Source organism: Nocardia beijingensis NBRC 16342 (assembly GCF_001612785.1).
Classification (GTDB): domain Bacteria; phylum Actinomycetota; class Actinomycetes; order Mycobacteriales; family Mycobacteriaceae; genus Nocardia; species Nocardia beijingensis.
Genome location: NZ_BDBC01000017.1, coordinates 256,560 through 275,575 on the forward strand (window position 1 = coordinate 256,560; position 19,016 = coordinate 275,575).

The window sequence follows — 19,016 nt, forward strand, 5'->3', positions numbered from 1 at the left end:
CATGTTCGACAGGCCCGATCTCACCCAGGGGGTGCCCATACGGCGAGTGCAAGCACATTCGCTGACGCGCGCCTTCCGCTTCGCGGGCACTGCCAGCGGCTTTCGTTACTGCCCGGCGCGACCTGGACGGTTGACCAATTTGGCGCTACCGTCTGGTTGACCACGACGAGACGGAGCTCACATGACGGTGTCCGATCCTGCCCGCGTACCCGACACGCGAGAGCTGGGCCTGGCCGAACTGGCGGCCGCGCTCGCGGACGGCACGATCACCTCGACCGCGGCCGTCGGCAGCGCGCTGGACCGGATCGACGCGGCACAGGGCACGCTCAACGCCTTCCGCGTCGTGCGCCGCGAACGGGCGCTGGCCGAGGCCGCCGAAGCCGACCGGCGGCTGGCAGCGGGGGAACGATTGCCGCTGCTGGGCGTGCCCGTCGCGGTGAAGGACGACACCGACGTCGCGGGCGAGCCGACCGCCTTCGGCTGCGGCGGCGATTTCGCGCCGAAGACGGAGGACGCGGAATCGGTGCGACGCCTGCGTGCCGCGGGCGCGGTGATCGTCGGCAAGACCAATACCTGCGAACTCGGGCAGTGGCCGTTCACCAGCGCCGCGTGGTTCGGGCACACACGCAACCCCTGGGACCGCACCAGGACGCCGGGCGGATCCTCTGGCGGGGCCGCTGCGGCGGTCGCGGCCGGATTGGTCCCCGCCGCCCTCGGCTCCGACGGCGCGGGCTCGGTGCGCATCCCCGCCGCGTGGACGAACCTGGTCGGCATCAAACCGCAGCGCGGACGCATCTCCACCTGGCCGGAGGCTGAGGCGTTCTACGGGCTCACCGTGAACGGGCCGCTGGCGCGCACCGTCGCGGACGCGGCGCTGCTGCTGGACGCGGCGGCCGGTCCGCACCAAGGGGACCTGCACACCCCGGAACCGATCACGGCATCGGACGCCGTCGGCCGGGAACCAGGGAGGCTGCGGATCGCCCTGTCGCTGCGAATCCCCTTCACCGCGACCAAGACCGCGCTGGATCCCCAGATCGCGCAGGCGGTGCGCCGCACCGCCGACACCCTGCGCGCCCTCGGGCACACCGTGACCGTGGCCGACCTGCACTACGGCATCCTGATCGGCGCGTCGTTCCTGCCTCGTTCGCTCGCCGGAATCCGGCGGGTCTACCAGCGCATGCCCGGCCTCGAAGCCGATCCGCGCACCACCGCGAACGCCCGAATCGGCCGGATGCTCGACGGCCCGGCCCTCTACGCGGCCCGCCGAATGGAACCCTTGCTGCACAAGCGGATCGGCAACTTCTTCCGCGACTACGACGTAGTCCTGGCTCCGACCACCGCCACGCCACCACCCCGCGTCGAGGAGATCGACGGCATCGGCGTCAACGCCACCAACAACCTCATCACCGCCGCCTGCCCCTACACCTGGCCGTGGAACGTCCTCGGCTGGCCCAGCATCGACATCCCCGCAGGCTTCACCGACACCGGCCTCCCCATCGGCGCCCAACTGATGGGCACCGCGAACTCCGAACCCCGCCTGATCTCCTTGGCCGCCCAACTCGAATCCGAACTGAACTGGCAGAACCACCGCCCCACACCTTGGTGGTGAGCCGCAGACCATCGGCACCTCGGCCATCCACTGTCGCAATGTGCCTATGGCGAAGCACCGCCCGCGCCCGTAGAGGCGCATCGAAGTCCACGAATTCCCTGGTCACGGAATCACCGATGCCGTACTGTCTCGGCCGACCTTGGAACGCGAGGAGACGCCGATGGCCGATCGCCACCTGGTAGATGTCCATATTCTGCTCGTGCATGACGGGAAGCTGCTGCTGACCCAGCGCCGCGGGGACATGTTCGCAGGCCAGTGGCATCTACCATCGGGCAAGCTGGACGCGGGCGAGCCGATTACCGCTGCCGCCGTTCGGGAAGCCCATGAAGAAGTCGGAGTGCTGATCGACCCGGCCGACCTCCGATTCGTCCACGCTGTGCACGCCGCCGGTTCAGGACCGGAGCCACGCCTCGGGCTGTTCCTGCAAGCAGGACGCTGGGTCGGCGAGCCGGTGAACCGGGAGCCGGAGAAGTGCGCAGCCGTGCGATGGTTCCCGTTCCACCAACTGCCGGACAACTTGATCGAGTACCCCGCCGTCGGAATTCGCGCGTTTCTGAACGGCGACGCACCGTTCAGCGAGCACGGTTGGAAAGTGCCCACCGTGGGCACCGGCATCTGATCGGTGGGCGGCCGTCCTGATGTTTCGCGTGTCATCCAGGCCGTTGGTCGCCTCGAGCATCACGGTTGTCCGGCTCCGAATAGAGGCGTTCGCACGGCAATCGCGGTAGCCCGGCTGGGTCGCCGGGGACCACGGTGACCGCGTCCGGGTAGTGGTAGGCACGCCAGTCCTGTACGAAGCGCATCGCGGCGGTGGTGCAGGCGGCGAATTCCAGGCGGAGATCGTGGAATTGGATCGACAGCCGGACATCGTCTTCTTCAGGCCGTGGCGAGAGTTGGGGATCCATGCATCACCACCCGCGCTGCGGTTGGCATGCTCGGATGGACTCGATGACGGTCATGCCGGAGGGGCGGAAGGCGTCGCGGGGTGGTACCACCCAGACACGGAATCCCGCCTGGCGAGCGCCTGGTGACGGCAAAGCGATTTGTGCGCCACAGCGTGACACCGAGGCGTTGAGCCGGAACAACTCGGCGAACAGCGTGATCTCGTCCGGTACATCCGGGACGATCAGGTACGTCCATCGTTTCGAACGCGGATGCGAGACGATCGGGCCGAGTCGCAGGCCGAGCCCGTGCATACGGCGCTTCACCGCAGCGCCGAGCTGATGCGGCATGGTGATCGCGCCGACGCTGCCCGCAGCCACGACGATGCTTCCTATGTCGGGTTGGACCCTGGCGGGTAGTCCGCAGGTCTCACGGTAGAAGCGGCACCGCGTCACCGGCGTGTCCGCTTGCACCGGCGACAGCACCTGAGTGTCCTCCAACCCCATCCCTGCGACTCCCCTGCTCGTGATGTGATGAGCACCCGGCGCCGAGGAGCAAGTGCCACCGATCGACCGCTCACAGCCGATCGATGTGCCGTTGGGCGAAACGGCATCTACCCGGCGCCGGATGCACTTTCGAGGGTCGCCGCCCAGGTGGCTCGATCCCAGGTCCAGAACAGCAGAGAAGTAATACGCTTCCGATGCAGGGCATTGCGGGGCACAGACAGGGGCGGTGATGATTGTCAGCAAGTGGACAGGCGTGGAGGTCAAAGCCCTCCGTACAGCTGCGTATCGGATGACCCAGGAGAAGTTCGCTGAAGTGTTGGGTTTTCAGCCTCCTACCATCCGAAAGTGGGAGCATGCCCCTGCATCGCGTCCGCTCAGAGGCGAGTCCGCGGCAGCCCTCGATACTCAACTGGCACGCCTCGACGAGGCGCAATTGGCGCGTTTCGAGGCGGCCGTCATCGAGGCACGGCTGAGTATCGGATCGGCCGAGAGCACCGCTGTTGGAGTGCCCGTCGCGATATCGGATCTGCCGTGCGTCAGTGAATCCGAGATCGCATCGGAACGCGTAGCAGGGAAGGACGACGATATGAAACGGCGACAACTGCTCCTCGGTGGTACCGCAACCGGTCTCTCCGCTCTCACCCTTCAACACCGTCCAGACCGCATCGGCAGGTCAGATGCCGAACGCCTGGCGCGGAGAGTGGACAGCTACGTCACCACGGAACAGACAGTCGGGGGTGGCGCGCTGGCCCGATCCGCCAGTTCTGACCTCGAACACGCGAAGATCATGCTTTCGACATGCGAAATCGAAGGCTCCGCGGCATCGGCGTTCACTTCGGCGGCAGGGAATATGGCTGTCACGGCCGGATGGCTGTTCTATGACGCCGACGACCAACTCGCGGCCACTCGCTGCTACAGCGATGCGATGGCATTGGCAAATCACGCGGGAGACGACGAGTTGGCAGCTCACACGTGCCTGAACGTTGCCTTTCAGACGATCACCCAAGCCGAGCGCGATGAAGCGCACCCGCAATACGCCTTGCGGTGCACGCTACGGGCTGCTGACCTCACACGACGACAGCCTGCAAGCCGAATCCATGCATTGACCGCATGTAGGCAGGCAACTGCTTACGCGTGCTTGGGTGATCGGTCGGCGTTCACCCGAGCCATCACGACCGCGTGGCGGGAGATGGACCTGGCATACGACCACGAGCCGCTCGATAGGTGCCCGGATTGGCTGCAGTTCATGTGCCACAACGAAGTTCGATATCACGAGGCATGCGGCTACTGCTATCTCGGTGAGTCTTCCCGGGCAGTGGATCTGTTCGAGCAAGTTGTCAACGAGCGCGCCGGGCAACGCAACTCCGCCAACTACCGCGCCTGGTTCGCGTCTTCACTGGCACGAGTCGGCAACATCGATGACGCAGTCTCGGTGGCCGCCGATGTCCTCGCCGATCTCGCTGACGGGGTTTCCTCCAGTCGTACACTCCGCGTGCTGGAACCGGTCCGCGCAGCCGCAACCAAACCTCGCCACCAAGGCTTCCACAAACGATACGATCAATTCCGGGTCCAAGTGTAAGGCAGGTATCAGTGGCGGAACATGTTGTCCTACAGCACCTTTCCGGCGATGCAGCACGAACGATCCGCGACACGATCGCGGACGTCCAAGCCCGTGGGTACGCCGATGCCATCGCCACCGGGAATCCGTTCGAGTCCACCGAAGCATTCATGGATCGGTTCGAGACCTACTCGGTGATACCGGGCTTCTCGATGGTCCTCGCGACCGTTGACGGCGAACCTGTCGGCCAAGCGTTCGGCTGGCCGCTGGATGCGGATACCACTTGGTGGACCGGACTCGTGTTGGACCCAGGACAGCCGCCCTTGGACGAGTTCACCACCGAGGACGGAACGAAGACGTTCGCGCTCAGCGAACTCATGGTCGACAAGAAACGCGCCGGGCAAGGCATCGCAGGCGTCCTGTATCGCGGCCTACTCGCTGACCGACCCGAACGGCGGGTGACTTGGCTGGTCAACCCCGCCAACGAGCACGCCTACGCGATCTATCGGCACTGGGGAGCACGCCGCGTCGGTACCCTCCTCCCTTCCTGGGAAGGCGCGCCCAATTTCGATGTCTTGACTATCGACCTGAACCAACCGGGCTAGGGGTTAACGGGCTTCCCTGGGGTCGCCCGCTGCCCGAATACCGTTATTACGCGTGCCAGACCGATGCTGACGGGATATTGTGCGAATCGGGCTATCTCCAACTCACTGAGTTCGAGTTAGCCCGATTCGCGTTCTGCCCGATGCACACCGGAGCGACGTTCGAGTTGTGCGCTGACGAGTGTTCAGTTTGTCGGCTGAGCCGGATCGGACTGCCCGCTGCGGAACACCTCGTCGACGAGCATCTGGGTCGCCTGCTGGAACGGCACGGCCAAGGACAGGGCGGCGTCGTCCACGTAGTTCAGTGTGGCGGTCATGGTCTTGCTGCCGTCGGGTGTGCTGTACATCAGCGCCGCGTGGCCCGCCGCGCCGCCGTTGTGGGTGACGACGGTGCGGCCCATGCCGATGTCTTGCACGAAGACACCGAGGCCGTAGCCCATGTTCGGGATGGGGGTCGAGTGCGGTGCGCACATCTCGGCCAGCAACTCCGCGGGCAGCAGCTTGCCGCTCGTCAGCGCGGAGATGAAGGTGTGCAGGTCCTGGGTGGTCGAGATCATGTCACCGCCGCTGGAGATCCAGGACGGATTCTGGCTGGTGACATCGACGGTCTTCTCCTGCCCGTCGGCCTCGTACCGGTAGTAGGCGTGGGCGTGCGGCTCGGGCACCTCGGTCTGGGTGGTCGGCGCCACGGTGCCCGACAGCCCCAGCGGCCCCAGGATCAGCCGCTGCATCAGTTGGGCGACCGAGCGGCCGGTGACCTTCTCGATCAGCAGCCTGGCCAGCACGTAATTGGTGTTGGAGTAGCTCCAGTCCGTGCCGGGTTCGAATCGCGGCGGCTTGGACAACGCGAGTCGTACCAGCTCCTCTGGCTGGTAGGTCTTGAACCGGTTGTCCACCCACTCTTTGCCCGCTGTGGTGGCGGCGATTCCCGGCACAACGGTTCCGTCCGCGTAATACTCACCGGTGAAGTTGAAGATTCCGCTGGTGTGCTGCAACAGCATCCGCACCGTGATCCGTGGGTCGAGTTCGAACTCCGGCAGATAGTCGGCCACCGCGTCGTCCAGCGCGATCCGGCCCTCGGCCACCAGTTGCAGGACCAGGGTCGCGGTGAAGGTCTTGGTGTTACTCCCGATCCGGACGTGCCCGTCGGTCGGCGGCTTCGCGGTCTTGCCCAGCTCGCGCACGCCGGCGCTGCCGACCCACTCACCGCGCTCATCGTGCACACGCAGCGTGATTCCGGCGATCCCGGACGCGACGATCGCTTCAAGGGCCTTCCGCAGTTCCGGCCGATCCGGCCCGGCAGCAGCCGTCGGCGCCGTGGCGGCGTCGAGCGCCGCGGTGATCTTGCGGGCCATCTCGGCCGTGGCGGGGCCGGGCTCGCCGCCGCGTGGCCTGGCGGCTGCGTCGACGGCGACGAGGACGGTGCCGCGCAAGTTGTCGGCCTCGGCCGGATCGTGCTTTCCGAGCAGGTTCATGGCCGCGGTGAGGGCGGGCAGCACTCGGTCGGCGAGTTCGGCGACGGTCCTGCCCTTCAGTTCGATGTCCTTGGACCTCGCGGCGAGCACGTGCCCGACCAGGCCGGTCGCCGACGTCAAGGCGACGGAGCCGTTCGTGGCGGCCGCGTGCGGCGTGCCGGTTGCGGCCAGCAGCGCGAGAGCGCCGTACGCGGCGGTCCGCAGTGTGCTCTTGTCCTGGTCGGAAAGGGTGACGGTGGTGGAAGTCGAGATTGCTGTGCTGTTCACATGACTACTGTCGCCACCTCGGCTGACACCGACCTGACGCCAACCTGACACGACCGCTGACACGGGGTATGCGCCCCGATCACAGCGAACCCCGACGAGACCGGTCAGAAACCGAGTTTGCCCAACTGTTTCGGATCCCGCTGCCAGTCCTTCGCCACCTTCACGTGCAGATTCAGGTAGATGCGGGTGCCGAGAATGTGTTCGATCTGCTTGCGGGCGTTGGTGCCGACCTCTTTCAGCCGGGAGCCGCCCTTGCCGATGACGATGGCTTTCTGGCTCGGCCGCTCGACATAGAGCAAGGCGTGGACGTCGAGCATGTCCTCGCGATCCTCGTAGGGCAGGATCTCCTCGATGACGACGGCCAGCGAGTGGGGCAGCTCGTCGCGCACGCCCTCGAGCGCGGCCTCGCGGATGAGCTCGGCCATCAGCGTTTCCTCTGGCTCGTCGGTGAGCTCGCCGTCGGGGTAGAACGCCGGGCCCTCCGGCATTTTCGACGCGATGACATCGACTAGCACCTCGACCTGCTCGCCCCGCACCGCCGACACCGGCACCACATCGGCCTCCGGGCCGAGCAACTGGGAGACGGCGAGCAGTTGCTCGGCGACCTGTTCCCGGCTCACCTTGTCGATCTTGGTGACCACGCCGAGCAGCGTCGTCTTCGGCGCCATCTGCTTGACCTGCTGCACGATCCAGCGGTCACCGGGGCCGATCTTCTCGTCGGCCGGGATGCACAGCGCGATCACGTCGACTTCCGAATACGTATCGCGCACAAGGTCGTTGAGGCGCTGGCCGAGCAAGGTGCGTGGGCGGTGCAAGCCGGGGGTGTCGACGAGGATCAACTGGGCGTGCTCGCGATGCACGATGCCGCGAATCGTGTGCCTGGTGGTCTGCGGGCGCGAGGAGGTGATCGCGATCTTCGCGCCCACCAGCGCGTTGGTCAACGTCGACTTGCCGGTGTTCGGACGACCGACGAAACAGACGAAACCGGAACGGAATTCGCTCTTCTCCCACGCGTCAGCCACCGCGGACCTCACCGGAGTCGGCGCTCACCGCGTCGGCCGCGTCGGCGGAGTCGTCGACGATCTCGAACACCGCGCCGTCGCGATCGGTGAAGATGATCCGCGCCTCCGCCGAAACCTCACGCACCGCGGTCACACCGAAGTCGGACAACCGCCCGCCGACCACGACGGCCGCCTCGAATCCCTCGGCGCCGCTGGACAACGCCGCGGCCACGGCGGCTTGCAGCGCCGTCAACCGCAGCGCGCTCAAGCTGACCTCGCCCGCGGCGTAGGTGCGGCCGTCGGTGTCGCGGATCGCGGCTCCGCTCGCCCCGCCGGTGCGGCCGAGCGCGCCACGGGCCAGGACGACCAGCTTGGTGTCCTCGGCGTCCAATTCGGTCATTCGGTGTCTCCGTCCTCGTCGCGATCGGCCGCGGTCTCCCGCTCCGATCCGTTCGCCTTGCGCTTGCCATTGGGATTGTCCCCGTTGGCTTTCGCCGCGGGGACCTTCTCGCGCGCTTTGCGCACCACCACGGTGTTCACCCGCATCCGGCCCCGCGCGTCCGGGCCACCTTCGCCGCGCAGCACCAACCCGTGCACCTCGATCTTCGAACCGGGCAGCGGCACCCGGCCCAGTTCGTGCGCCAGCAGGCCGCCGACGGTGTCGACGTCCTCCTCCTCGATCTCCAACCCGAACAGCTCGCCGAGATCCTCCACCGGCAGCCGGGTCGACACGCGGTAGCGGCCGTCCCCGAGATCTTCGACGGGCGGGGTCTCGTCGACGTCGTACTCGTCGGCGATCTCCCCGACGATCTCCTCCAGCACATCCTCGATGGTCACCAGACCCGCGATGCCGCCGTACTCGTCCACCAGCAACGCCATATGGTTGCGCCTGCGCTGCATCTCGTCGAGCAAGCTGTCGAGCGGCTTGGAGTCGGGCATGAACACCGCGGGACGCATCACCTCGCGTACCCGCACCTTACGGCTGCGCTCGGCAAACGGCACGAGGTCTTTCAGATACACCACGCCGCGGATGTCGTCGACGTTCTCGCCGATCACCGGAATCCGCGAATGCCCGGAACGCACCGCCAGCGACATCGCCTGCGCGGCGGTCTTGTCCGCTTCGATCCAGACCATCTCCGTGCGCGGCACCATCACCGCGCGCGCCGCCGTGTCGCCGAGTTCGAAGACGGACTGGATCATTCGTCGTTCGTCGTCGGCCACCACCCCGCGCTCACCGGCCATCTCGACCACCTCGCGCAGCTCGATCTCGGAAGCGAAAGGCCCGTTGCGAAAGCCCTTACCGGGGGTGATCGCGTTACCGATCAGGATCAGCAGTCGGCTGACCGGCCCGAGCAGCGCGCCGATGAACTGCAAGGGCAAGGCCGCGCCCAGCGCGATGGAGTAGGCGTGCTGCCTGCCCAGCGTGCGCGGGCCGACACCGATCACCACGTACGACACCAGCACCATCACCAGCGCGGTGATCAGCAGCGCCCAATTCTCGCCCCAGAGCGTCATCAGGCCCGCCGCCAGTAGCACCGTCGCGCCGATCTCGCACAGGATGCGCAGCAGCACCATGAGATTCACGTAACGGGCCCGGTCGTCGACGACGCGGCCCAGCCGCACCGCACCCGGCCGGTCGGCGCGCACCAGGTCCTCGACCCGGGCCGGCGAGATCGTGTTCAGGGCGGAATCGACCCCGGCGAAGACCCCACCCACGAAGATGAGCAGGACCGCGAACAGAACGAGGGTCAGGGCATTCACGCGGGACCCAGCGACTCACCCGGTGTGGTGAAGCCCGCCTTGCCCAGCAACCGCGCGTCGCGTTCGGCCAGTTCGGCGCGCCGCTGAGCCTCCCGCAGGCTCTCGTACCACTCCTCGAGCAGCCGCGCTTGCAGCGCGAACATCTCCTTCTCCTCCTCCGGCTCGGCGTGGTCGTAGCCGAGCAGGTGCAGGACGCCGTGCACGGTGAGCAAGGCGAGTTCGTGATCGAGGGAGTGCCCCGCCTTGCGCGCCTGTCCGGCGGCGAACTCCGGGCACAGCACGATGTCGCCGAGCATGGACGGGCCGGGTTCGGGGCTGTCGGGCCGCCCGCCCGGCTCGAGTTCGTCCATCGGGAAGGACATGACGTCGGTCGGGCCGGGCAGGTCCATCCAGCGCATGTGCAAGTCGGCCATGGTGTCGAGATCGACGAGCACCATCGACAGCTCCGCGGCCGGGTGCACGTCCATCCGGGCGATCACGAACCGTGCGACGCTGACCAGCTCTTCTTCGGGTACGTCGATACCCGATTCGTTGGCGATCTCGATGCTCACCCGAACAGCCTACGGTCCCGTCGATCGCGTCGGCGGAGCGGAGCCCCGCCCGGCGGGACGAGTCAGCGCCGGTCGGACCGGCTCGCCGCGCGCCGCTGCGCGCGGTTGCCGCCGTAATGCGGGGCGACCTGCGGGCGCGACTGGGCCTCGAAGCGGTCGTAGGCGTCGACGATGTCGGAGACCAGCCGGTGGCGGACCACGTCGCTGCTGGTCAGCTCCGCGAAGTGGATGTCGTCGATCTCGGTGAGGATCTCGCTGGCGGCCCGCAGACCGGACCGGGCGCCGTTCGGCAGATCGACCTGGGTCACGTCGCCGGTCACCACGATCTTCGAGCCGAACCCGAGACGGGTGAGGAACATCTTCATCTGCTCGGCCGTGGTGTTCTGCGCCTCGTCGAGGATGATGAACGAGTCGTTCAGAGTGCGTCCGCGCATGTAGGCCAGCGGCGCGACCTCGATGACACCGGCCGCCATCAGCTTGGGAATGGCCTCGGGGTCCATCATGTCGTGCAGGGCGTCGTAGAGCGGGCGCAGGTACGGATCGATCTTCTCGTTCAGCGTGCCGGGCAGGAAGCCGAGCCGCTCGCCGGCCTCGACCGCGGGCCGGGTGAGGATGATCCGGTTGACCTGCTTGGTCTGCAGCGCCTGGACCGCCTTGGCCATCGCCAGATAGGTCTTGCCGGTACCGGCGGGGCCGATGCCGAACACGATGGTGTTGGCGTCGATCGCGTCGACGTAGCGCTTCTGGTTCAGCGTCTTGGGCCGGATGGTCTTGCCGCGCCGGGACAGGATGTCCAGGCTGAGCACCTCCGCGGGGGACTCGCTGGAACCCTCGGTGAGCATCGACACGGTGTGCCGCACCGCCTCGGGCGTCACCACGCGGTTGCGGCCGGTGAGCGCGACCAACTGTTCGATCACCCGCTCGGCGAGCGCGACGTCGGCCGCCTTGCCGGTGAGGGTGACGGAGTTTCCGCGGACGTGGATGTCCGCGTCGAGCAGCGTTTCCAGTTCACGAAGGTTCTGGTCGGCCGAACCGAGGAAGGGGAACACGGATTCAGGAGCGAGTTCGATACTCGAGCGCACGGTGCGCGCTGCGGGACCCGAACCGTTGTCGCCGGCGCCGATGCCTGCCGCTGGGGTGGGGTCGCCGATCTCGCCTTGTGTTCTCAAAAGTGGCTATAGCCTGCTTTCCGGTCTCGACTGCGGTATGGAGCAAGTTTAACCCGCCCCACCGACACCGCCCAGTGAATAAGCCGCGAGCGGAATCGGCCCCTCACGGGATTCCCCCACGTCGGCGCGCCCAATCCTCGGTGAAATCACGAAAGCGTCGCACCGCGTCCGGTGGCGCGGTCGCCGCGGGCCAGATCAGCCCGACCGCCCGAGCGGCGCCCGCGTCCGCCAGCGGCACCGTCACCGGACCCGACAGCGGCCCGGCCGACAGCGGGTCCTCGCGTGGCAGGATCGCCAGCCCCAGCCCCGCCGACACCAGTCCCGCCACCGTGACCAGATCGCTGGATTCGAACGCGATCCTGGGCCGGATGTCCGCGGCGGCGCACAGTTCGTCGAAGATGCGCCGCATCCCGAAGCCGTGGTGCATGGTGACGAACTCCGCGTCGGCCGCCTCGGCGAGGCGGACCTGCCGTCGTCCGGCCAATCGGTGTTCCTGCGGGACCGCTAGGACCAGCGGCTGACGCAGCACGGCGCGCCAGCCGACGCCCGCGACGGCGGGGCGTGGCGAGACGATGCCCAGATCGGCGTCACCGGCGAGCACCCGCTCGGTCACCGCCTCGGCCGCTCCCTGCCACAGCGTGATCGTGATCCGGCCCGAGACGCGCCGGAAGCCGCTGATCAGCTGCGGCACCAGCGAGCCGCCGAACGAATGCTGGAACGCCAGCCGCACGACGCCACCGGCCGGGTTGACCCGATCGGCGAGGGCCTGTTTCGCCGCGTCCAGTTCCGATTGCGCGCGGCGGGCGTGCTCGTAGTAGATGCGGCCGTACTCGTTGAGGACGATCCGCTTTCCGTGCCGGTCGAACAGTTCGGCGCCCACCCTGCGCTCCAAACGGGCCAGCATGCGCGACAGCGTCGGCTGCGCCAGGTGCAATCGCTCCGCGGCGGCGCCGACCCGCTCGAGTTCGGCGAGTGTCGTGAACCACTCCAGATCCTCACCCAGCACCGCCCGACCTCACTTTATGCACTCAAGGAATGAACTTCCTCTTCATTATTCATTTACTTCTGGAAAACGGGCTGGTGATGCTGGACGAAAGGAGGAGCCATGACCACCACACGGATCGACATCGCCCACGAACGCAGGATCACGATCGCGCTGTTCGCGGCCGGGCTGACCACCTTCGCCTCCATGTACAGCGCCCAGGCGCTATTGCCGAGCCTGTCGGCCGCGTTCGGCGCGACGCCCGCACGCGCGGCGCTCGCGGTGTCGCTCACGACCGGGTTCCTCGCGCTGGCGATCATTCCGGTGAGCGCGCTGTCGTCGCGGATCGGCCGGACCAGGGTGATGGTCGGCTCCGCCGTCACGGCGGCGGTGATCGGACTGCTGCTGCCGCTGAGCCCCTCGCTCGAGGTGCTGCTGGCCGGGCGCGCCCTGCAAGGCATCGCGCTGGCCGGTGTGCCCGCGGTGGCGATGGCCTATCTGGCGGAGGAGATCGGCGGGGAAGGGCTGGGCGCCGCGATGGGCATCTACGTGGCAGGCACCACCATCGGCGGGCTGGCCGGGCGGTTGATCCCGGCGTTCACGCTGGATCTGGCGTCCTGGCGATGGGCGCAGGCGGTGGCCTCGCTCGCCGCCGCGGCGTGCACCGTGTGGTTCGTCCGGTGGCTGCCGCCATCGCGGGGCTTCGTCGCGCGTCCCGCCGGAATGCGGACGGTGATCGCCGACCTGGGCAGCCAGTTGCGCCACCGCGGTCTGCTCGCGCTGTTCGGGCTGGCGTTCGTGCTGATGGGCGGGTTCGTCTCGATGTACAACTATCTCGGCTACCGGCTGACCAGCGCGCCGTTCCGGCTGCCCGAAGCACTGGCGGGGCTGGTGTTCGTGCTCTATCTGGCCGGAACGGCGGCCTCGGCGGCGTCAGGACGGCTGACCGATCGGATCGGCCGTTCGTGGGTGCTCGGGATCTCGCTGGCCGTCATGGCGGTCGGGCTCGTGGTGACGATTCCCGACCACCTCGGCACCGTGATCCTCGGGGTATTGCTCTTCACCGCGGGTTTCTTCGGTGCGCACACCGCCGCCAGCGCGTGGGTGGGGGCGATGGCCGAAGGCAATCGGGGCGCGGCGTCGTCGCTGTATCTGTTCGCCTACTACCTCGGCAGCGCGCTCGTCGGCGGGACGGCGGGCATCGTCTACGCCTCCTCCGGGTGGCTCGGATTGGTCGGCGGCATCGGGCTGTTGATAGTCATCGCGGCACTACTGCTGGCGGTATCGCACCGGGCGCATCGCGGTGCGATGTCGGCGCGCACCGCCGCCGATGACTCCCGGGAAGCGGCGCCTGTCGAGGTCTGATCCGCCCCTCGATCGGACGCACACTCCCCCCGCGCCGTGGCCGCCGCGCTGGAGGCGAGCGCCGCCAGATCAGAGCACGTCGACCTCGCGAGCGCGACGCCGATTCGGGACGCAGTGCTCGGCGCGGGCGGCGGGGGCGAGGGCGTCGCCCATCGCATCGGCAGTCGGCGGCGGGTTCCCTCGAGCGGCGGAAGGCGCTAGGCACCCGATCGCGCTATACCGTGGTCGACGCGAGGCCCTCACCAGCGCGGCGTCAACGCACCGAGCGCGCCGAGCGCGACCGCTGCCGCCGTGGAGGTACGCAGCACGGTCGGGCCGAGCAAGGTGATGTCCGCGCCCGCCTCGGCGAAGGCTGTGAGTTCCGCGTCGTCCAGCCCGCCTTCCGGACCCACCACGAGGACGATCTCGGTGGCGTCGGCGAACGGCAATGCGGTGAAGCGCGCCGTGCCGGATTCGTGCAGCGCCGCGACGATCGCGCCGCGGCGCTTGGCCGCGCGGACCAGCTCCAGCACATCCGCCGTCCGGTGCAGGTCGGCGACTTCCGGAATGTAGGCACGGCGGGACTGACGGGCGGCCGAGCGCGCGGCGGACCGCCACTTCTCGACCCCCTTCGCCGCCTTCCCCTCCCAATTCGCGACGCAGCGCGCGGCCTGCCAGGGAACGACCACGTCCGCGCCCGCCTCGGTCATCAGCTCGACCGCCAGTTCCGACCGATCGGACTTCGGCAGCGCCTGCACCACGGTCACCGGCGGCGCCTGCGGGGGCGCGAGCACCCGATCGCGCACCGCGAGCTCGAGCCGGTCTCGTTGCGCCGCAACGACTTCCGAGGCGGCGAGCACCCCCCGCCCGTCGGAGAGGGTGATCGGCTCGCCGACCCGGATGCGGCGCACCGTGGCGGCGTGCCTGCCCTCGGGTCCGTCGAGCACCGCGACCGCGCCCGGCTCGGGCACCTCGTCGAGGTAGAAGACCGTCGCCGCCACCTAGCGCCCGCTGAAGGACGCGCGCAGCCGCGCGAACAGACCGCTGTTGTGTTCGGACTGCGCCGACATCACCTCGGCGCGCTCGCGCTCGCGCAATCCCTTGTACTTGCGCAACAGTTCGGTCTGCTTGCTGTCCAGCTTGGACGGGATCACGATGTCCAGATGCGCCAGCAGGTCGCCGCGCGCGCTGGAGCGCAGTCGCGGCATGCCGTGGCCGCGCAGCACCGAGATCTCGCCGGGCTGGGTGCCCGCCGGAATGGTCAGTTCGGTGGGGCCGTCCAGAATGGTGTCGATCACGACGGTGGTGCCGAGCGCGGCGTCGACCATCGGCACGCGAATGGTGCAGTGCAGATCGTCGCCGTCCCGCACGAACACGTCGTGCGGCTGCTCCACGATCTCGACGTACAGATCGCCCGCGTGACCGCCGCCGGGACCGACCTCGCCCTGCGCGGCCAGCCGCACGCGCATGCCGTTCGCGACACCGGCCGGAATCGGGGCCGCGATCTCGCGGCGCGCCCGCACCCGGCCGTCGCCGCCGCACTTGTGGCACGGGTCCGGGATGGTCTCGCCCGCGCCACGGCAGGTGGGGCACGGACGCGAGGTCAGCACCTGGCCGAGGAACGACCGCTGCACCGACTGGACCTCGCCCGCGCCGCCACAGGTTTCGCAGCGCACCGGCTTGGACTTGCCGTTGGTGCCGGAACCCTGGCAGATGTCGCACAGGATCGCGGTGTCCACGGTCAGGTGCTTGGTCACGCCCACCGCGCATTCGGCGAGGCTGAGCCGGGTGCGGATCAGCGAGTCGGCGCCGGGCTGGACGCGACCGCGCGGCTTGCGCGCGCCCGCCGATCCGCTCATGCCGCCGAAGAACGCCTCGAACACGTCGCCGAGCCCGCCGAAGCCAGCGCCGTTGAATCCGGCGCCGCCACCACCGGATTCCAGCGGGTCGCCGCCCATGTCGACGATGCGCCGCTTCTCCGGGTCCGACAGCACCTCGTAGGCGGTCGACACTTCCTTGAACTTGGCCTGCGCCGCCTCGTCGGGGTTCACGTCGGGGTGGAGCTCACGCGCCAGCTTGCGGTATGCCCGCTTGATCTCCTGGTCGGTCGCGTTCTTCGCGACGCCGAGCAGTCCGTAGTAGTCCCGTGCCACTTGAGTCTCTAGTCCTTGGTCGTTCTCGACAGTGCCGCCGGTGCCCGCGCCGCGTGCGAAGCGCGCCGACAACAGCATTAGTCTTGTGCACTCAACTTTATCCGGCCGAAGGATCGAGCGTAGCAGTGGCGTCGGCGGGTCAGCGCTCGGCGAGCACCTCGCCGATGTATCGGGCGACCGCCGCCACCGACGCGATCGTGCCCGGGTAGTCCATCCGGGTGGGTCCGAGCACACCCATACCGCCGAGTACCGCGCCCGCCGAGCCGTAGCCGGTCGACACCACCGAGGTACCGCGCATCTGCTCGACCTGCGTCTCCTCGCCGATCCGCACCGTGACCGTCCCCGGTTGCTGGGCCGCGGCGAGCAGTTTGAGCACGATCACCTGCTCCTCGAGCGCCTCCAGCACCGCGCGTAGCGAGCCGGGGAAACCGAAGTCGGCGGCGTTGCGGGTGAGGTTGGCGGTTCCGCCGAGCACCAATCGCTCCTCCGGGTGCTCCACCAAGGTCTCCACCAGCACCGTCGACACCCGCACCAGCACGTCGCGCAGCCGCAACGGAGCGTGCTCGGGCAGCTCGGCGACCGCGGCGGAGGCCGCGGCCAGGCGTTTGCCGTCCATCGCGCCGCCGAGCATGCCGCGCAGCGCGGCCAGATCCTCGTCGTCGATCACCGCGCCGAGCTCGACCAAGCGCTGATCGACCCGGCCGGTGTCGGTGATCACCACCAGCAGCAGGCGCGCCGGGTTGAGCGCGACCACCTCGATGTGCCGCACCGTCGAGGCCGACACCGTCGGGTACTGCACGACGGCGACCTGCCTGGTCAGCTGGGCCAGCAAGCGGACGCCGCGGCGCAGCACGTCGTCGAGGTCGACGCCGGACTCCAGGAACTCGAGGATCGCCCTGCGCTCCGCCGACGACAGCGGCTTCACCTCGGAGATCCGGTCCACGAATTGCCGGTAGCCCTTGTCGGTGGGAATGCGGCCGGAACTCGTGTGCGGCTGGGTGATGTAACCCTCCGCCTCGAGCACCGCCATGTCGTTGCGCACCGTCGCGCTGGAAACCCCCAGGTTGTGCCGCTCGACCAGCGTCTTCGACCCGATCGGCTCCTTGGTCGCGACATAGTCCGCGACGATGGCGCGCAGGACCTCGAAGCGCCGATCCTCGGTGCTCGACATCGGCCGCCACCTCCTCGCTTTCGTTCCCGTCCCGCCGTATCCGGCGCCGACGTCCCGCGGCCGCGACGCATCGCAGGCGAAACGCGGTTCGTCCGTTGATCCAGTCTAATTGTCGGCAACCGGATCGCTCGCCTGCAATGTAACCGCGGGAGGGCGGGGCGAAACGCGATCAGCGAGGTACTGCGGCGTCGATCACCGCGGCCACGGCGTCGGGCCGGGAGACCAGCGAGGCGTGCGAGGCGTCGATCTCGCTGGTGCGAGCCGCCATCCGCTGAGCCATGAAGCGCTGGGAGGACGGCGGGATGACCCGGTCGGCCCCCGATATCAGATACCAGCTCGGCGTGCCCGGCCAGGACGGCGAGCCGGAGGGTTCGAGGTTGGCCTTCAGGGCGATGGAGTGCTGGTGGGCGATCATGTCCGCCGCGGTCGCCGGGTCCACATCCTGGGCGAAGACGGCGTTGAAGCTGTCGGGCGCGACATAGCCGTCCAGGTTCTTCCCGGCGACACCCGTCGCGTCGTCGACGACTTTCACCTGCAGCGCGGGCGGCAGCAACTGGCTGCCGGGGAACCGGATCGGATCGAGGGCTGCCTGCGCCACCTCGCCTTCCACCGGCGCGAACGCCGCGATGTACACCAGCGATTCGACCTTCGGATCGTGGATGTTGCTGATCACGAAGCCGCCGTAGGAGTGCCCGGCCAGCACGACGGGACCGCTGATCGTGTCCAGCGTGCGCTGCACGGCGGCCGCGTCGTAGGCGGGCCCGCGCAGGGGGTTCTCCGGCGTCAGCACGCGGTAGCCGCGCTCGCGCAGCACGGTGGCGACGCCGTCCCAGCTGGTGGTGTCGGCGAAGGCGCCGTGCACGAGCACGACGGTGGGCAGCGTTTGCGCCTGCGCGGGTCCGTCCGACACGGTGGCGGCGAGTGCGAGGGCGAGCGCGGCCACTGCGCGGCGCACGCGGCGAGTGTTCGTCATCGGGTCTGCGCTCCTCAGTTGTTCAGGAAGTCGAGCAGATCTGTGTTGAACGCCTTCTCGTAGTCGCCGCACAAGCCGTGCGGGGCCCCTGGGTACACCTTCAACCGGGCCCGCGGCAGCAGCTTCGCGGTCTTGGCGCCCGCGGCGGCGAACGGCACGATCTGGTCGTCGTCGCCATGCGCTACCAGCACCGGGATCTCGATGCTCGGCAGCTCGGCGGTGAAATCCGTTTCGGAGAACGCCTTGACGCAGTCGAACGCGCCCGCGAGCCCCACCTGCATGCCCATCAGCCAGAAGTGGTCGCGCAGCCCTTGCGATACCGTCGCGCCCGCGCGGTTGGCGCCGTAGAACGGGATCGACAGGTCCTTCCAGAACTGCGAACGATCGGCGGCCACGCCCGCGCGGATGTCGTCGAACGCCTCGATGGGCGTCCCTTCCGGGTTGCTCCCGGTCTTCAGCATCACCGGTGGGACCGCGCCGAGCAGCACCGCCTTGGCGACCCGCGACGTGCCGTGCCGGGACAGGTACCTGGTCACCTCGCCGCCGCCGGTCGAATGCCCGACCAGCGTGGCGTCCTTGATGTCCAGCTCGTTGAGCACCGCGGCTAGGTCGTCGGCGTAGTGGTCCATGTCGTGCCCGTCCCACACGTCGCTGGAGCGGCCGTGCGCGCGCCGATCGTGGGCGATGGCGCGATAGCCGTTGCCTGCCACCAGCTTCATCTGGTTGTCCCATGCGTCGCCGTTGAGCGGCCAGCCGTGGCTGAACACCACCGGACGCCCGGCGCCCCAGTCCTTGTAGTAGATCTCGACGCCATCGGTGGTGGTGATCGTCGGCATGACAGTTCCCTTCGATCTGGACGGATGATCGGCCGAACCGGGAATCGATCGAACGAGCGCCGTTCGACAGCGTATGCCGGGCGGCCGCCGGAAAAACGGCTGTGCGTGCACGAACTTCGGCTCTGAATGCACGGCCCGGCCGGCCGCTGCCGTGCGAGGATTGCCGAATCTGTCTC

19 protein-coding genes are annotated in these 19,016 nt (G+C 68.4%); 5 read left to right on the forward strand and 14 right to left on the reverse strand.

The window, feature by feature from the left end; genetic code table 11:
• Positions 1 to 181 precede the first annotated feature (181 nt).
• On the forward strand, positions 182 to 1,609 hold the full coding sequence (locus NB3_RS12330) for an amidase (protein ID WP_067801215.1): 1,428 nt from the start codon (positions 182 to 184) through the stop codon (positions 1,607 to 1,609).
• Between the two features lie 160 nt (positions 1,610 to 1,769).
• Positions 1,770 to 2,228, forward strand: a complete 459-nt coding sequence (locus tag NB3_RS12335; RefSeq protein WP_067801400.1) for an NUDIX hydrolase — start codon at positions 1,770 to 1,772, stop codon at positions 2,226 to 2,228.
• A gap of 31 nt (positions 2,229 to 2,259) precedes the next feature.
• Here NB3_RS12335 and NB3_RS12340 read toward each other — a convergent pair whose 3' ends face one another.
• Positions 2,260 to 2,514, reverse strand: a complete 255-nt coding sequence (locus tag NB3_RS12340) for a hypothetical protein (protein ID WP_067801218.1) — start codon at positions 2,512 to 2,514, stop codon at positions 2,260 to 2,262.
• A gap of 3 nt (positions 2,515 to 2,517) precedes the next feature.
• Complete coding sequence (locus NB3_RS12345) at positions 2,518 to 2,997, reverse strand: DNA-directed RNA polymerase subunit beta (RefSeq protein ID WP_067801221.1); 480 nt, start codon at positions 2,995 to 2,997, stop codon at positions 2,518 to 2,520.
• Positions 2,998 to 3,226: 229 nt separating this feature from the next.
• Between NB3_RS12345 and NB3_RS35005 the strand changes: the two genes are divergently transcribed.
• On the forward strand, positions 3,227 to 4,576 hold the full coding sequence (locus tag NB3_RS35005; protein ID WP_157111761.1) for a helix-turn-helix domain-containing protein: 1,350 nt from the start codon (positions 3,227 to 3,229) through the stop codon (positions 4,574 to 4,576).
• Positions 4,577 to 4,725: 149 nt separating this feature from the next.
• Positions 4,726 to 5,160: a GNAT family N-acetyltransferase gene (locus NB3_RS12355; RefSeq protein ID WP_244891872.1), complete on the forward strand. Its 435-nt coding sequence runs from the start codon at positions 4,726 to 4,728 to the stop codon at positions 5,158 to 5,160.
• A 182-nt stretch (positions 5,161 to 5,342) separates the two neighbouring features.
• Here the strand turns inward: NB3_RS12355 and NB3_RS12360 are convergent, their stop codons facing one another.
• The 7 genes from NB3_RS12360 to NB3_RS12390 all read right to left on the reverse strand — a co-directional run bounded on the left by NB3_RS12360 (position 5,343) and on the right by NB3_RS12390 (position 12,387).
• Entirely contained in the window at positions 5,343 to 6,899 is a 1,557-nt protein-coding gene (locus NB3_RS12360; protein WP_244891873.1) for a serine hydrolase domain-containing protein, read from the reverse strand.
• A gap of 104 nt (positions 6,900 to 7,003) precedes the next feature.
• Positions 7,004 to 7,921, reverse strand: coding sequence for a GTPase Era (gene era, locus NB3_RS12365; RefSeq protein ID WP_067801405.1), 918 nt, complete (start codon positions 7,919 to 7,921; stop codon positions 7,004 to 7,006).
• A complete protein-coding gene (locus NB3_RS12370) occupies positions 7,914 to 8,300 on the reverse strand; it encodes a cytidine deaminase-like protein (RefSeq protein WP_067801229.1) in 387 nt (128 codons plus the stop codon). The genes era and NB3_RS12370 overlap by 8 nt, the downstream gene beginning before the upstream one ends.
• On the reverse strand, positions 8,297 to 9,661 hold the full coding sequence (locus NB3_RS12375; protein WP_067801233.1) for a hemolysin family protein: 1,365 nt from the start codon (positions 9,659 to 9,661) through the stop codon (positions 8,297 to 8,299). Before NB3_RS12375 ends, NB3_RS12370 begins: the two co-directional genes overlap by 4 nt.
• A complete protein-coding gene (gene ybeY, locus NB3_RS12380) occupies positions 9,658 to 10,212 on the reverse strand; it encodes an rRNA maturation RNase YbeY (RefSeq protein WP_039796783.1) in 555 nt (184 codons plus the stop codon). The genes NB3_RS12375 and ybeY overlap by 4 nt, the downstream gene beginning before the upstream one ends.
• Positions 10,213 to 10,274: 62 nt before the next feature.
• The gene (locus NB3_RS12385) at positions 10,275 to 11,336 is read right to left on the reverse strand and encodes a PhoH family protein (RefSeq protein WP_067801408.1); all 1,062 of its coding nucleotides are present in this window, start codon (positions 11,334 to 11,336) and stop codon (positions 10,275 to 10,277) included.
• A gap of 148 nt (positions 11,337 to 11,484) precedes the next feature.
• Positions 11,485 to 12,387, reverse strand: a complete 903-nt coding sequence (locus tag NB3_RS12390; protein ID WP_067801234.1) for a LysR family transcriptional regulator — start codon at positions 12,385 to 12,387, stop codon at positions 11,485 to 11,487.
• A 99-nt stretch (positions 12,388 to 12,486) separates the two neighbouring features.
• On the opposite strand from NB3_RS12390, the gene NB3_RS12395 reads away from it, so the two are divergent.
• Positions 12,487 to 13,728, forward strand: a complete 1,242-nt coding sequence (locus NB3_RS12395) for an MFS transporter (protein ID WP_084486164.1) — start codon at positions 12,487 to 12,489, stop codon at positions 13,726 to 13,728.
• A 239-nt stretch (positions 13,729 to 13,967) separates the two neighbouring features.
• Here NB3_RS12395 and NB3_RS12400 read toward each other — a convergent pair whose 3' ends face one another.
• From NB3_RS12400 to NB3_RS12420, 5 genes are all read right to left on the reverse strand, one after another.
• On the reverse strand, positions 13,968 to 14,708 hold the full coding sequence (locus NB3_RS12400; RefSeq protein WP_067801237.1) for a 16S rRNA (uracil(1498)-N(3))-methyltransferase: 741 nt from the start codon (positions 14,706 to 14,708) through the stop codon (positions 13,968 to 13,970).
• Positions 14,709 to 15,860 (reverse strand): molecular chaperone DnaJ, encoded by a 1,152-nt coding sequence (gene dnaJ, locus NB3_RS12405; RefSeq protein ID WP_067801411.1) that lies wholly within the window; start codon positions 15,858 to 15,860, stop codon positions 14,709 to 14,711.
• Positions 15,861 to 15,999: 139 nt separating this feature from the next.
• The gene (hrcA, locus tag NB3_RS12410; protein ID WP_067801239.1) at positions 16,000 to 17,031 is read right to left on the reverse strand and encodes a heat-inducible transcriptional repressor HrcA; all 1,032 of its coding nucleotides are present in this window, start codon (positions 17,029 to 17,031) and stop codon (positions 16,000 to 16,002) included.
• Between the two features lie 169 nt (positions 17,032 to 17,200).
• Positions 17,201 to 18,004: an alpha/beta fold hydrolase gene (locus tag NB3_RS12415; RefSeq protein ID WP_067801242.1), complete on the reverse strand. Its 804-nt coding sequence runs from the start codon at positions 18,002 to 18,004 to the stop codon at positions 17,201 to 17,203.
• 14 nt (positions 18,005 to 18,018) lie between these two features.
• Positions 18,019 to 18,840 (reverse strand): alpha/beta fold hydrolase, encoded by an 822-nt coding sequence (locus NB3_RS12420; RefSeq protein WP_067801244.1) that lies wholly within the window; start codon positions 18,838 to 18,840, stop codon positions 18,019 to 18,021.
• Positions 18,841 to 19,016 lie beyond the last annotated feature (176 nt).

Bases quoted from the DNA above. Each gene is read 5' to 3' on its own strand.
- NB3_RS12370 (WP_067801229.1), bottom strand. From the start codon at position 8,300: ATGACCGAATTGGACGCCGAGGACACCAAGCTGGTCGTCCTGGCCCGT.
- NB3_RS12345 (WP_067801221.1), bottom strand. From the start codon at position 2,997: ATGGGGTTGGAGGACACTCAGGTGCTGTCGCCGGTGCAAGCGGACACG.
- NB3_RS12340 (WP_067801218.1), bottom strand. From the start codon at position 2,514: ATGGATCCCCAACTCTCGCCACGGCCTGAAGAAGACGATGTCCGGCTG.
- NB3_RS12395 (WP_084486164.1), top strand. From the start codon at position 12,487: ATGACCACCACACGGATCGACATCGCCCACGAACGCAGGATCACGATC.
- NB3_RS12415 (WP_067801242.1), bottom strand. From the start codon at position 18,004: ATGACGAACACTCGCCGCGTGCGCCGCGCAGTGGCCGCGCTCGCCCTC.
- hrcA (WP_067801239.1), bottom strand. From the start codon at position 17,031: ATGTCGAGCACCGAGGATCGGCGCTTCGAGGTCCTGCGCGCCATCGTC.
- NB3_RS12355 (WP_244891872.1), top strand. From the start codon at position 4,726: ATGGATCGGTTCGAGACCTACTCGGTGATACCGGGCTTCTCGATGGTC.
- NB3_RS12330 (WP_067801215.1), top strand. From the start codon at position 182: ATGACGGTGTCCGATCCTGCCCGCGTACCCGACACGCGAGAGCTGGGC.
- NB3_RS12335 (WP_067801400.1), top strand. From the start codon at position 1,770: ATGGCCGATCGCCACCTGGTAGATGTCCATATTCTGCTCGTGCATGAC.
- NB3_RS12420 (WP_067801244.1), bottom strand. From the start codon at position 18,840: ATGCCGACGATCACCACCACCGATGGCGTCGAGATCTACTACAAGGAC.
- NB3_RS35005 (WP_157111761.1), top strand. From the start codon at position 3,227: ATGATTGTCAGCAAGTGGACAGGCGTGGAGGTCAAAGCCCTCCGTACA.